Source organism: Maricaulis sp. W15 (assembly GCF_001924955.1).
Taxonomy (GTDB): Bacteria; Pseudomonadota; Alphaproteobacteria; order Caulobacterales; family Maricaulaceae; genus Maricaulis; species Maricaulis maris.
Map to the genome: position 1 here is coordinate 94,696 of NZ_LQXG01000018.1, position 14,150 is coordinate 108,845.

Annotated in this window: 13 protein-coding genes; all 13 read right to left on the minus strand. The window is 61.2% G+C overall.

Features of this window, described 5'->3' with window-relative positions; all coding sequences use genetic code 11:
• The 13 genes from nuoN to AWH62_RS11795 are packed head-to-tail and all read right to left on the minus strand — an operon-like array spanning position 1 to position 14,148.
• Positions 1-1,443: an NADH-quinone oxidoreductase subunit NuoN gene (gene nuoN, locus AWH62_RS11735; RefSeq protein WP_075190693.1), complete on the minus strand. Its 1,443-nt coding sequence runs from the start codon at positions 1,441-1,443 to the stop codon at positions 1-3.
• A gap of 12 nt (positions 1,444-1,455) precedes the next feature.
• A complete protein-coding gene (locus tag AWH62_RS11740; protein WP_075190694.1) occupies positions 1,456-2,970 on the minus strand; it encodes an NADH-quinone oxidoreductase subunit M in 1,515 nt (504 codons plus the stop codon).
• On the minus strand, positions 2,971-5,109 hold the full coding sequence (nuoL, locus tag AWH62_RS11745) for an NADH-quinone oxidoreductase subunit L (RefSeq protein WP_075190695.1): 2,139 nt from the start codon (positions 5,107-5,109) through the stop codon (positions 2,971-2,973).
• Positions 5,110-5,115: 6 nt separating this feature from the next.
• Entirely contained in the window at positions 5,116-5,424 is a 309-nt protein-coding gene (nuoK, locus tag AWH62_RS11750) for an NADH-quinone oxidoreductase subunit NuoK (RefSeq protein WP_075190696.1), read from the minus strand.
• Positions 5,424-6,035, minus strand: a complete 612-nt coding sequence (locus tag AWH62_RS11755) for an NADH-quinone oxidoreductase subunit J (RefSeq protein ID WP_075190697.1) — start codon at positions 6,033-6,035, stop codon at positions 5,424-5,426. Before AWH62_RS11755 ends, nuoK begins: the two co-directional genes overlap by 1 nt.
• Positions 6,036-6,079: 44 nt before the next feature.
• Positions 6,080-6,568 carry an NADH-quinone oxidoreductase subunit NuoI gene (gene nuoI / locus AWH62_RS11760; protein WP_011643302.1) on the minus strand — a complete coding sequence of 163 codons (489 nt, stop codon included), beginning with the start codon at positions 6,566-6,568 and terminating at the stop codon, positions 6,080-6,082.
• Between the two features lie 3 nt (positions 6,569-6,571).
• Positions 6,572-7,642, minus strand: a complete 1,071-nt coding sequence (nuoH, locus tag AWH62_RS11765) for an NADH-quinone oxidoreductase subunit NuoH (protein ID WP_075190698.1) — start codon at positions 7,640-7,642, stop codon at positions 6,572-6,574.
• 3 nt (positions 7,643-7,645) lie between these two features.
• Complete coding sequence (gene nuoG / locus AWH62_RS11770) at positions 7,646-9,733, minus strand: NADH-quinone oxidoreductase subunit NuoG (RefSeq protein ID WP_075190699.1); 2,088 nt, start codon at positions 9,731-9,733, stop codon at positions 7,646-7,648.
• 12 nt (positions 9,734-9,745) lie between these two features.
• A complete protein-coding gene (gene nuoF / locus AWH62_RS11775; protein ID WP_075190700.1) occupies positions 9,746-11,059 on the minus strand; it encodes an NADH-quinone oxidoreductase subunit NuoF in 1,314 nt (437 codons plus the stop codon).
• A 3-nt stretch (positions 11,060-11,062) separates the two neighbouring features.
• Complete coding sequence (gene nuoE, locus AWH62_RS11780) at positions 11,063-11,743, minus strand: NADH-quinone oxidoreductase subunit NuoE (RefSeq protein ID WP_075190701.1); 681 nt, start codon at positions 11,741-11,743, stop codon at positions 11,063-11,065.
• Complete coding sequence (locus AWH62_RS11785; RefSeq protein WP_198928888.1) at positions 11,740-12,948, minus strand: NADH-quinone oxidoreductase subunit D; 1,209 nt, start codon at positions 12,946-12,948, stop codon at positions 11,740-11,742. The genes nuoE and AWH62_RS11785 overlap by 4 nt, the downstream gene beginning before the upstream one ends.
• Positions 12,949-12,950: 2 nt before the next feature.
• The gene (locus AWH62_RS11790) at positions 12,951-13,568 is read right to left on the minus strand and encodes an NADH-quinone oxidoreductase subunit C (RefSeq protein ID WP_075190702.1); all 618 of its coding nucleotides are present in this window, start codon (positions 13,566-13,568) and stop codon (positions 12,951-12,953) included.
• 13 nt (positions 13,569-13,581) lie between these two features.
• Positions 13,582-14,148 (minus strand): NADH-quinone oxidoreductase subunit B family protein, encoded by a 567-nt coding sequence (locus AWH62_RS11795; RefSeq protein WP_011643295.1) that lies wholly within the window; start codon positions 14,146-14,148, stop codon positions 13,582-13,584.
• Positions 14,149-14,150 lie beyond the last annotated feature (2 nt).

Sequence of the window (14,150 nt, forward strand, 5' to 3'; positions counted from 1 at the left end):
CTAGAGCAGCGCCAGGCCGACCGAATAGGCGCGGAAGACCAGCCAGCCGAGCACCGGCAGCAACAGCACCGTCGCAAGGCCGGCAATGCGGGCAATCCAGTAGGTCGAGACCGCCGACGGCACGAATTCGACCTCTGAGGTATCGAACCAGATCACCTTGACGATGCGCAGATAATAGGCCGCGCCCACCACCGAGAAGAGCACCGCGAGTACGGCGAGGATCATCAGGTCGGCCTGGACGGCGGCATAGACGACGAAGAATTTGCCGAAGAAGCCGACCATGAAGGGCAGCCCGCCGATCGAGAACATCAAGGCCGTGATCGACCAGCCCAGGCCCGGATTTTTCTGCGCCAGGCCGGCCAGGTCGGAGATTTGCTCGACCATGCCTTCACGCGTCCGCATTGACAGGATACCGGCGAAGGAGCCGATCACGCCAACCATGTAGAGCGTCATGAAGACCAGCAATGCCCATAGCCCGGTCTGGCTGGCAGCGGCCACGGCGACCAGCGCATATCCCATATTGCCGATCGAGGAATAGGCCATCAGGCGCTTGATGTTCTGCTGGGTCAGGGCACCAAAGGCGCCCACCGCCATCGACAGGACAGCGATGATCCAGATCACATCCCGCCACTGCTCCACCACGGCGCCAAACGGCTCCATCAGCACGCGGGCCAGTAGCACGATGGCGGCGAATTTCGGCGCCGTCGCGAAGAAGGCGGTGACCGGCGTCGGTGCGCCTTCATAGACGTCCGGGGTCCACATATGGAAGGGAGCCGCCGAAACCTTGAACGCCAGACCACAGATCACGAAGACCAGCCCGACCGTGAGGCCGACATTGCTGCCGCTTTGCACCGCCAGGGCGATATCGGCGAAACCGGTGGAGCCAGCAAAGCCATAAACCAGCGAAGCGCCATAAAGGAGCAGTCCCGACGACAGTGCACCAAGCACGAAATATTTCAGGCCGGCTTCCGAGGCGCGCAAGCTGTCGCGGTTAAAGGCGGCGAGCACATAGAGCGCCAGCGATTGCAGCTCGATACCCATATACATGGCAATGAGATCATTGGCCGACACCATCATCACCATGCCGGTCACGGCCAGTGTGACCAGGACCGGGTATTCGATCTTGCCCAGCTTTTCGGCCTTCAGATACGGCATGGCGAGCAGCATGGCGATCGCCGCGACGAGCGCGATGGCGGTCTTGGAGAAACGGGCCAGGCTGTCGAAGATGAAGCTGCCATTGAAGGCCGTGCCCTCACCGCTGACCAGGAAAAGTGCCGACAGGCCGGCGGCGACCAGAAGGCCGATGGCCAGCCACTGGACCAGGGTCTCGGTGCGATCACCCTTGAGGAAAACGCCAAGCATCAGCAGCGCCATCGCACCGCCCGCCAGGACAAGTTCCGGGATCAGAAGCGACAAGTCGTGGGAAAGCATGTCCGCCGTCATGACTGGCTGCTCCTACTGGGCTGAGGCGGCAAGTGCCGCATCATAGTTGGAAATCAGATGATCGACGGCCGTGGCCGTCACATCCGTGATCAGGGTCGAGAACAGGCCGAGCACCAGCGTACCGATGATGAGCGGGATGAAGATCAGCCACTCCATCCGGTTGATATCGGTGATGGTCTCGAGCTTGGGATTGGTCAGCTCACCGAACACGACATCGCGATAGACAGTCAGCATGTAGACCGCTGACAGGATGACGCCGGTTGCCGCACCGGTAGCGATCCACCAATTGACCTGGAAGGCACCAACCATGGTCATGATCTCGCCGACGAAGCCCGACGTGCCAGGCAGGCCGACATTGGCCATCGCAAACAGGCCGAAGATCGCCGCAAAGACCGGCATTTTGTGGACCAGTCCACCATAAAAGGCGATTTCCCGCGTGTGCATCCGGTCATAGATGACACCGACGCAGAGGAAGAGCGCACCGGAGATCACGCCGTGCGAAATCATCTGGAAGATGGCGCCCTGGACACCGGTCTCGTTCATCGCGAACAGACCCATCGTCACGAAGCCCATATGGGCGACGGAGGAATAGGCGATCAGCTTCTTGATATCGGTTTGCCGGAAGGCCACCAGGGAGGTGTAGATGATGGCGATGATCGACAGGACGAAGACCATCGGCGCGAAATAGGCGCTCGCCTCCGGGAACATCGGCAAGGAAAAGCGCAGGAAGCCGTAACCGCCGAGCTTCAACAGCACGCCGGCCAGGATGACCGACCCCGCAGTCGGGGCCTGGACGTGGGCGTCGGGCAACCAAGTATGGACCGGCCACATCGGCATCTTCACGGCAAATGACGCGAAGAAGGCCAGCCACATCCACATTTGCGCATTACGCGCGAAGTCAGTCTCCAGCAACACAGTGATATCGGTTGTGCCGGCCTGCAGGAACATGACGATCATCGCGACCAGCATCAGCACCGAGCCGAGCAGGGTGTAGAGGAAGAATTTGAACGCGGCATAGACCCGGTTCTGGCCGCCCCAGACACCGATGATCAGGAACATCGGGATCAGACCACCTTCAAAGAAGATGTAGAAGAGCACCAAGTCGAGCGCACAGAAGACGCCGATAACCAGGGTTTCCAGCAGCAGAAAGGCGATCATGTAGTCAGCAACGCGATTCTTGATCGCGCCGGACGCCATGATGCAGAGCGGCATCAGGAAAGCGGTCAGGACGACGAACAGAACCGACAGCCCATCCACGCCCATGCGATAGCCCAGACCGATTTGCTCGAGCCAGGTCACTTCATGCACGAACTGGAAGCCGGTAGCTTCGGCGTCGAAATTGGCCAAAAGCAGGATCGACATGCCCAGCGTCACCATGGTCGCCAGCCAAGCCACCCAACGCGAATTGCGGTCGATCAGACCCTGGTCCTCGGACCGGGCCGTGAACCGGAAGATCGCAATGACCAGCGCACCAAGCGCCGGGACAAAGGTCAGGATTGACAGGAAGGCTTCAAATTCGCCGAACATTTAAAGACCCCCTTGCCCGATCAGGATCCAGAGCGTGAAGCCCAGGACGCCGATCAGCATGACGAATGCGTAGTGATAGAGGAAACCGGATTGACCCTTGGCCAGGCGGCGCGCCGCCGCCAACGTCGTGCCGGCGACGCCGTTGGGGCCGAGACCGTCAATCAGCTTCACATCACCGATTTTCCAGAACAGGTCACCCAGTGCCTTGGCACCGCGTACGAAGACGAAATGGTAGATCTCGTCGACATACCACTTGTTGTAGAGGAAGGAATGCAACGGACCGCCACGCGCCGCGATGCGGGCACCCATGCCTTCATTGACCAGGTAGAACCAGATCGCCATGGCAAAGCCGATAAGGGTCGCGATGAAAGGCGACAGCAAGACCCATGTCGGCGGGTGATGTCCGCCACCATGATCGCCTTCGGCCTCTTCGGCGTGATCATCGACGACGGCGTGGGCATCCGCGGCCACGTGTGACGGCGGCGCATCATGGCTTGTCTCGGTGGCGTGATCATCGGCCACGGCATGGTCGTTACCCTGGCTGTCGGCCACAGCGTGATCACCGGCAACGGCCGGGCCGTGCGAGGCGGCCGGGACGGCGTCGTGCCAGAAATGACCAGCATTCTCGCCGATGAAATCCGACTTGAAGAGACCGCCCGCCAGGACCGCGCCGACAGCCAGCACGACCAGCGGCATCGCCATGGCGAATTTCGGGTCGTGGGCGTGATCGTAAACGTCCTTGGGACCCCGATATTTGCCGTGGAAGGTCATGAAGATCAGGCGCCAGGAGTAGAAACTCGTCAGGAGGGCTGCGACACAGCCGATCCAGAAGGCCGGGATGCCGAAGAAGACACCTTCGCGGCCCGCCATGAAGGCGCCCTCGATGATCGCGTCCTTGGAGAAGAAGCCGGCAAAGCCCAGATCCCAAGGCAGAAGGCCCAGGGCCCCGAAGGAGAAACCGACACCGGTCAGCGCGACCGTACCGATGAGCATCATCAGCCAGGTCATCGGCATCATCTTGTAGAGGCCGCCCATCTTGCGCATGTCCTGCTCGTCGTGGACGCCGTGGATGACCGCGCCGGAGCCGAGGAACAACAGCGCCTTGAAGAAGGCGTGCGTGAACAGGTGGAACATCGCGGCGCCATAGAGGCCCAAGCCGGCGGCAAAGAACATGTAGCCAAGCTGCGAACAGGTCGAATAGGCGACCACGCGCTTGATGTCGTTCTGCGCCACACCAACCGTCGCCGCGAACAGCGCGGTTGATGCACCGATTACCGTCACGAAGGCCGAAGCCGCCTCGGCATTCTCGAAGATCGGGAAAACCCGGCAGACCAGGAAGACACCGGCGGTGACCATCGTTGCGGCGTGGATCAGCGCGGAGACCGGCGTCGGGCCTTCCATCGCGTCCGGCAGCCAGACATGGAGGAAGAACTGGGCCGACTTGCCCATCGCGCCGATGAAGAGCAGGAAGGCGATCAACTCGATCGCATTGAGCTCCATGCCGGCAAAGGCCAGCACCGCATCGGTGTGTTCGGGCACAGCCGCGAAGACGTCGTCGAAGCTCACCGAGCCAAAGACATGGAAGATCGCCATGATGCCCAGGGCAAAGCCGAAATCGCCGACCCGGTTGGTCACGAAGGCCTTGATGGCCGCATCATTAGCCGACTTCTTCTTATACCAGAAGCCGATCAGCAGATAGGAGGCCAGTCCCACACCTTCCCAGCCGAAGAAGAGCTGGAGGAAGTTGTCGGCGGTCACCAGCGACAGCATGGCGAAGGTGAAGAGCGACAGGTAGGAGAAGAAGCGCGCCCGGTGGGGGTCGTGCTCCATATAGCCCCAGGAATAGATGTGAACGAGCGAGGAGACCGAGGTCACCACGACGAGCATCACGGCTGACAGACTGTCCAGCTTGATCGCCCAGGAGACGTCGAACGCGCCGACGCTCATCCAGGTCGCCAGATGAATGGTCTGGGCATTGCCGCCATAGGTGACGTCGAAGAAGGTGATCACCGACAGCACGAAGGACAAGAGCACGAAGAAGGTCGTGACGGTCTGCGCCGTACGGTGGCCGACATGATTGCCCAGAAGGCCGGCAAAGGCCGATGCGAGGAGCGGCCCGAAGACGATAATGGGTGCCATGATCCCCTAGCCCTTCATCAGGTTGACGCCCTCAACCGAGATATCACCCCGGTTGCGGAAATAGACGACGAGAATGGCCAGACCGACCGCCGCTTCAGCGGCCGCCACGGTCAGGACGAAGAGTGCGAACACCTGCCCGGCGAGATCGCCGAGGAAGGCCGAGAAGGCCACCAGGTTGATATTGACCGAGAGCAGGATCAGCTCGACCGACATCAACAGGATGATGACATTCTTGCGGTTCACGAAAATGCCGAAGACACCGATGGTGAAGAGCACACCGGCGACGGTGAGATAATGTCCCAGTCCGACGTCCATCATTCCCCAATCCCCTGTCCCGGCTTGATATCATGCATGGTCACGGCGTCCTTGCGATCGCGACCGACCTGGGCCGACACGCTCTGGCGACGCACGCCCGGCTTGTGGCGCAGGGTCAGCACGATGGCGCCGATCATGGCGACCAGCAGCACAAGGCCCGCAGCCTGGAAGAAATAGACATATTGGTCGTAGATCACGAGGCCGAGCGCCTCGATATTGGTCATGCCCTCAGGGATGGCCGCATCACGCAGCGCCATCGCCTGGTCGGAGGCCTGCCAGGTCATGCCGATCATGCCCAGCTCGACGGCCAGGATGATGGCGACCAGCCCGCCCAATGGCAGATAGCTCAAAAAGCCCTGCTTCAGCTCGGTGAAGTCGACATCCAGCATCATCACGACGAAGAGGAACAAGACCGCGACCGCGCCGACATAGACAACGATCAACAGCATGGCGAGAAATTCGGCGCCGAGCAGCACGAAGAGCCCGGCCGCCGAGAAGAAGGCCAGGATCAGGAACAAGACCGACCGCACCGGGTTACGCGCGATCACGACCATCAAGGCCGAAAAGATCGCCACTCCGGAAAAGGCCCAGAAAGCCAGGTTAGCGAGCATGGTGCCCTCGTCCTCTCAAATGCGTCCCGGACACACCCACCGCATCAGCGGTAAGGCGCGTCGAGTTCCAGGTTCTTGGCAATTTCCCGTTCCCAGCGATCGCCGTTCTCGAGCAGTTTTGCCTTGTCGTAGAAAAGTTCTTCGCGGGTCTCGGCAGCGAATTCGAAATTCGGGCCTTCCACGATTGCATCGACCGGGCATGCCTCCTGGCAGTAACCGCAATAGATGCACTTGGTCATGTCGATGTCGTAGCGAGTCGTGCGGCGCGAGCCGTCACTGCGCGGCTCGGCCTCGATCGTGATCGCCTGGGCCGGACAGATCGCCTCGCACAGCTTGCAGGCAATGCAGCGCTCTTCGCCATTGGCATAGCGACGCAGCGCGTGCTGGCCGCGGAAGCGCGGGCTGAGCGGACCCTTTTCGAACGGGTAGTTCAGCGTCGCTTTCTTGGCGAAAAAATAGCGCATGCCCAGTCCGAAGGCGGACCAGAAGTCCATCAGGAGCGCGCCGCGAAATGCTTGTTGAATGCGTCCCATGACTTACCCCTGCGGTCCGTAAACGACGGCGGCGCCGACCAGGGCGACTGCCGCGAGCGAGATGGGCAGGAAGATTTTCCAGCCCAGCCGCATCAGCTGGTCGTAGCGGTAGCGTGGCACCAAGGCCTTCACCATCGCGAACATGAAGAAGAAGAAGACGATCTTGGCGGCGAACCAGAAGAAGTACCACGCATGCGAGGCCAGGTAGGGCCAGCCCGACACGTCCAGACCGAACGGGTCATTCCAGCCGCCGAAGAAGAGGATCGACGTCATCGCACACATCAGCACGATGTTGAGATACTCGCCGACCATGAACAGCAGATACGGGGTCGAGGAGTATTCGACCTGATAACCCGCCACCAGTTCCGACTCGGCTTCCGGCAAGTCAAACGGCGGACGGTTGGTTTCGGCCAGGGCCGAGATGAAGAAGATCACCGCCATCGGGATCATCACCAGGAACATCGGCATAGGCCAGGCGTGGAAGGACAACACATTCCAGTTCCAGAAACCGCCAGCCTGCATCTCGATGATCTCGGACAGGTTCATCGATCCGGCAAACAAGAGCACGGTGACGATGATGAAGCCGATCGAGACCTCATAGGACACCATCTGCGCCGCCGAGCGCAGCGCCCCGAGGAAAGGATATTTCGAGTTCGAGGCCCAGCCGCCAATGATGATGCCGTAGACACCCAGGCTCGACATGGCGAACAGGTAGAGCAGGCCGACATTGAGGTCGGCGATCACCCAGCCCGGCGCGGCCGGCACAACGGCCCAGGTCACGAAGGCGAGGATCAGCGTGATCAGCGGCGCCAACAGGTAGAGCGAGCGATCCGCCCCAGCTGGCACGACGATTTCCTTGAACACGAATTTGAAGAAATCAGCGAAAGACTGCAGCAGGCCGAAAGCGCCGACCACGTTCGGGCCCTTGCGCATCTGGACGGCCGCCCAGACCTTGCGGTCCATCAGCAGGAGGAAGGCCAGCGAGACCAGGAGGACGATGGCAAAGGCGAGGATTTGCGCCACGGCCATGCCAAGCCCGCCCCAGACACCGAATTGTTCGATGAAATCCGTCATCGCTTACTCCGCAGCCATCTGGGCCGGACCGGACGCCAGGGCGGAACATTCCGCCAGCGTCTTGGAGGCCCGAACAATCGGGTTGGTGAAGTAGAAATTCCGCACCGCCGGCACGAAATCGGTTGCCTCGACATCACCGGCCGTGCCGGCCGCCTTGGCGTCATATCCGTCCCGCGCACCCGGTGCGTGATCGATTCCTGCCAGGACGGGAACATCCTCGAACAGTTTGTGGCGCAATTCGGTGAGATTGTTGTAAGGCAGCGCCTTGCCCAGACGCTCGGACAGGGCCCGGAAGATCGCCCAACCCTCTTTCGCATCGCCCTTCGGGAAGGTCGCGCGATAGGCCAGCTGGACGCGGCCTTCGGTATTGGAGAACAAACCGTCCTGCTCGGTCCAGGCAGCACTGGGCAAGATGAGATCGGCGCGGTGTGCACCGGCATCACCATGGCTGCCGACATAGATCACGAAAGCGTCGCCAAACTGGGCCATGTCCAGCTCGTCGGCGCCCATCAGGACGACCGTGTCGAGCGCGGTGGACTGCATGCCCGCCACATCATGACCGCCCTCGCCCGGCACAAAGCCGAGATCGAGACCGGCAACACGGCTGGCGGCCGTGTGCAGGATGGAGAGGCCATTCCAATCGGCGCTGACAGCCCCGACTGCATCGGCCAGTTCACCGGCGGCGCGCAGCACCTGGGCGCCATCGGCGCGCGTCAGGGCGCCAGAACCAACCAGGATGAGCGGACGCTTGGCGTCCTTGAGCGTCTTGATGAAGCCGGAGCGCTTTTTCTTGAGACCGGCGAGAATATCGGCCGAGGTGCCGACATGCTCATAGGGGTAGGTCAGATCGACCGCTTCACCGATCAGCCCGACCTTTGTGTCATTGTGCAGCCAGGTCTTGCGGATGCGGGCATTGAGGACGGCAGCCTCGGTACGCGGATTGGCGCCGATGATGAGGATGGCATCGGCCTCCTCGATCCCGGCAATTGTCGCGTTGAAGAGATAATCCTCACGCGCGCCGCCTCCGACTTTCGCGCCATCCTGGCGGCAATCGATCGAGGCCACGCCGAGCGCGTCGGCGAGATCCTTGGCGGCTTTCATTTCCTCGGCCGAGCACAGATCGCCGGCGATCATGCCGATCTTGGAGGCGTCACCGCCCAGCTTCTCAGCCGCGATTGTCAGCGCTTCAGGCCAGTCGGCCGGACGCAGCTTGCCGTTCTCGCGGACATAAGCCTTGTCGAGACGCTGACGGCCAAGGCCCTCCCAGGCGTAGCGCGTCTTGTCGGAAATCCATTCCTCATTCACGCCCTCATGGACACGCGGCAGAATGCGCAGCACGGCGGAGCCGCGCGCATCGACACGGATATTCGAGCCGAGCGCGTCCATCACATCAATGGTCTCGGTCTTTGTCAGCTCCCACGGGCGGGCATTGAAGGCATAAGGCTTGGAGGTCAACGCGCCGACCGGGCAAAGATCAATGACATTGCCCGAAAGCTCCGACGTCACAGCGCTTTCCAGATAGGTGGTGATTTCGGCATCCTCGCCGCGACCGATCATGCCGATCTCGGGCGAACCGGCGACTTCGGTCACGAAACGGACGCAGCGCGTGCACTGGATGCAGCGCGTCATCTCCGTGGCGATGATCGGACCCATTTCCTTGTCTTCAACCGCGCGCTTGTTCTCCGGGAAACGGGAACCGGTACGGCCATAGACAAGCGACTGGTCCTGCAGGTCGCATTCCCCGCCCTGGTCGCAGATCGGGCAATCGAGCGGGTGGTTGATGAGCAGGAATTCCATCACCCCTTCACGGGCCTTCTTGACCAGCGGCGACAGCGTATTCATCGCCGGCGGCTCGCCATTCGGCCCGCCGCGCATGTCACGCACATTCATCGCACAGGAGGCCGCCGGTTTCGGCGCGCCGACGAGCTCGACCAGGCACATCCGGCAATTACCGGCGACCGAAAGGCGCTCGTGATAGCAAAAGCGCGGGATTTCCCGGCCGGCCGCTTCAGCCGCCTGCAACAGCGTATAGGAAGTCGGAACCTCGATTTCCTCGCCGTCGATAATGATTTTGCGGAGATCTTCGCTCATCGGATGATGCCCCTACTCGGCCGCGACCTGGCTGACAAAGACAGGCTTGCCAGCGCGGTAATTGTTGATGCGGTCCTCGATCTCGGACCGGAAATGGCGGATCAGGCCCTGGACCGGCCAAGCGGCCGCGTCGCCAAGAGCGCAGATCGTGTGACCTTCGACCTGACCGGCGACGTCCAGCAGCATGTCGATCTCTTCAATCGTCGACTCGCCGGCCGCCATGCGGGTCAGCACGCGCCACATCCAGCCGGTGCCTTCGCGGCACGGCGTGCACTGGCCGCAGCTTTCATGGCGGTAGAAGTAGGAAATCCGGGCGATCGCCCTCACTACATCGGTGGACTTGTCCATGACGATGACGGCGGCCGTACCCAGCCCCGATTTGTGCGCCGAGAGCGCGTCGAAATCCATCAGCACGTCGTCGCAAATGTCTTTCGGCAGGAGCGAGACCGAAGAGCCACCGGGAATGACGGCTTTCAAATTGTCCCAACCGCCGCGCACACCGCCGGCATGCGTCTCGATGAGGGTCTTCATCGGGATCGACATGGCTTCTTCGACATTGCACGGATTGTTCACATGGCCGGAGATCGAGAAGATCTTGGTGCCGACATTGCGCTCGCGGCCAAAGCTGGCGAACCATTCGGCGCCGCGGCGCAGTATGGTGCCGGCCACAGCAATCGATTCGACATTATTGACCGTGGTCGGGCAGCCATAAAGGCCGGCATTGGCCGGGAATGGCGGCTTGAGGCGCGGTTGCCCCTTCTTGCCTTCCAGGCTTTCCAGCAGGGCCGTCTCTTCGCCGCAGATATAGGCGCCGGCGCCGTGATGGATATAGACGTGGAAGGGCCAACCATGAATATTGTCATCGCCGATCAGCTTGGCCTCATAGGCCTCCTTGACGGCCTTTTCCATCGCCAGGCGCTCGGTGACATATTCACCGCGCAGATAGATGTAGCAGGCATGGGCCTGCATCGAGAATGAAGCGATCAGGCAGCCTTCGATGAGAAGGTGCGGATCATGCCGCATGATCTCACGGTCCTTGCAGGTGCCCGGCTCGGATTCGTCGGCATTGACGACGAGATAATGCGGGCGGGCGCCCACTTCCTTGGGCATGAAGGACCATTTCAGACCGGTCGGGAAACCGGCACCACCACGGCCGCGCAGGCCGGAGGCTTTCATGTTGTCGATGATCCAGTCACGACCCTGTTCGAGGATTTCCTTGGTGCCATTCCAGCAGCCGCGCTGCTTGGCGCCTTCCAGATCCGGGCTGTGATGCCCGAACAGGTTGGTGAAGATACGGTCTTTGTCCTGGAGGAGTTGTGCCGGCATGGTCTAGCCCTCCGCCTTGCTGGTTTCAGGCTTTGCCGTATTCGGCAGCTTGATTTTCTTGGCCCGCGAACCATCATAGAGCGACGGGTCGGTCAGCACCTTGGTGCCATGCGGCTCGGAGGCATTGCGCTCCGATTGCGGGCCGTATTTGACCGTCTTGCCGGCGGCCAGATCGTCCATCAGGGCTTCCAGCTTGGCGCCGTCGAGGTCCTCGATGTAATGGTCCCCATCGGGGTTGGCGAGCTGGATCATCGGAGCATTGGCGCAGGCGCCCATGCACTCAACCTCGACCCAGGTGAACTTGCCATCGGCGGAAATCTCGTGCGGCTTGCCGATGCGCTTCTTGCACACATCAATCAGCTCGTCCGAACCGCGCAGCATGCAGGGCGTGGTGCCGCAGACCTGGATCAGGTGCGTCCCGACCGGCTCGAGATTGAACATGGTGTAGAAGGTCGCGACTTCGTAGACGCGGATATAGGGCATTTCCAGACGGGTCGCGATGTCACGGATGGCAGGTTCGGACACCCAGCCTTCCTGTTTTTGCGCAATCCACAGCATGGGGATCACCGCCGAGGCCTTCTTGGCTTCGGGATATTTGGCCAGCCAGAACTTGATCTCGGCTTCGCTCTTCTTGTTGAAGGCAAAGCTCTCCGGCTGCTCTTTTGCGAGACGACGAACGCTCATCGGTCGATCTCCCCGAACACGACATCCAGCGAGCCGATGATCGCGGACACGTCGGCCAGCATGTGGCCCTTGCTCATGTAATCCATGGCCGCGAGGTGGGCGAAGCCCGGTGCGCGGATCTTCAGGCGATAAGGCTTGTTCGAGCCATCCGAGACGAGATAGACGCCAAATTCGCCCTTGGGCGCCTCGACGGCAACATAGACCTCGCCCTCTTCCACCCGCACACCTTCGGTATAGAGCTTGAAGTGCTGGATCAGCGCTTCCATCGAGCGCTTCATCTCGGCGCGGCGCGGCGGCGAGAATTTCGAGTCGGTGGCCAGCACCTCGCCCGCATTCTCGTCCTTCATGAGCCAGTCGCAGCACTGGATCATGATCTTCACGCTCTCGCGCATTTCTTCCATGCGACAGAGGTAGCGATCATAGCAATCGCCATTCTTGCCGACCGGAATGTCGAATTTCAGCTCGTCATAGACCGAATAGGGCTGCGAACGGCGCAGGTCCCAGGCGAGGCCCGAGCCACGGACCATGACGCCGGAGAAGCCCCAGGCCAGCACGTCTTCCTTGGTCACAACGCCGATATCGACATTGCGCTGCTTGAAGATGCGGTTTTCGGTCAGAAGGCTGTCGATATCGTCCAGCTTGGCCGGGAATTGGTCACACCAGGCGCGAATGTCCTCGACCAGCTTCATCGGCAAGTCCTGATGGACCCCGCCCGGCCGGAAATAATGGGCATGCATGCGCGAACCGGAAGCGCGCTCATAGAACACCATCAGCTTTTCGCGCTCTTCAAAACCCCAGAGCGGCGGCGTCAGCGCGCCAACATCCATGGCCTGCGTCGTGACGTTCAGCAGGTGATTGAGCACCCGGCCGATCTCGCAATAGAGCACGCGCACATATTCGCCGCGCTTGGGCACGGTGATGCCGGCCAGCTTTTCAGCGGCCATGCAGAAGGCGTGCTCCTGGTTCATCGGCGCGACATAGTCGAGACGGTCGAAATAGCCGATGCCCTGGAGATAGGTCTTGTGCTCGAGCAGCTTCTCGGTGCCACGGTGCAGAAGGCCGATATGCGGATCGACGCGCTCGACAACCTCGCCATCCAGCTCCAGCACCAGGCGCAGCACGCCGTGCGCAGCCGGGTGCTGCGGGCCGAAATTGATCGTGAAATTGCGTTCGGACTTGCCGGTTTCGATCATGTCATCAGCCATGCTCAGCCACCCTTCTGGCCGTCTTGGGCCTTCTCATCACCCGGGATGATGTATTTGGCACCTTCCCACGGGCTCATGAAATCAAAGTCGCGATATTCCTGGACCAGCTCGACCGGCTCGTAGACGACCCGTTTCTGCTCTTCATCCCAGCGCACTTCGACATAACCGGTGAGCGGGAAATCCTTGCGCAGCGGATGACCCTCAAAGCCGTAATCGGTCAGCAGGCGGCGCAGATCCGGATGGTCGGCGAAGACGATGCCATACATGTCGAAGGCTTCGCGCTCGAACCATTCAGCGACCGGATAGACCGGGATGACGGTCGGGACCGGTGTTTCCTCATCGGTCGACAGTTTCACGCGGATGCGGTGATTCTGGTGCATGGAGAGCAGGTGATAGACGACCTCGAAGCGCTCGGCGCGCTGCGGGTAATCGACCCCGCAAATATCGATCAGTGTCGTGAAGCGGCAGGCCGGATCATCACGCAGCCAGGTCAGCACGCTTTCGATCCGGTCACGATGGATCTCGACCGTCAACTCACCATTGGCGATCGACCAACCGGTGACGGCGGCATCCTGGGCGTTGGCAACGTGCTCGCCGAGAAGTTTGAGGGCTTCGCTCATTTCCCGCTCTCTCCTAGCGCTCGATCGAGCCTTCGCGGCGGATCTTCTTTTGCAATTGCAAAATGCCATAAACCAGGGCTTCCGCGGTCGGCGGGCAGCCCGGGACATAGATATCCACCGGAACGATCCGGTCGCAGCCACGCACGACCGAGTATGAGTAGTGATAATAGCCGCCGCCATTGGCGCACGAGCCCATCGAGATGACGTAGCGCGGCTCCGGCATCTGGTCGTAGACCTTGCGCAGGGCCGGCGCCATCTTGTTGGTCAATGTTCCGGCAACAATCATCACGTCCGACTGACGCGGGGAGGCCCGCGGCGCAAAGCCGAAACGCTCGACGTCATAACGCGGCATCGAGGCCTGCATCATTTCCACGGCGCAGCAGGCCAGACCAAAGGTCATCCACATCAGCGAGCCGGTACGGGCCCAGGTGACGAGATCATCGGCGGCCGCAACCACGAAACCCTTGTCGGCCAGCGCATCGCTGACGCCGTCAAAGAACGGGTCGTGCTTTTTCGGGTCATAGCCGGGAACGGTCGCGCGTCCAGCCATGCCGGCATGAGGTGTCAGATCAGATGCCATTT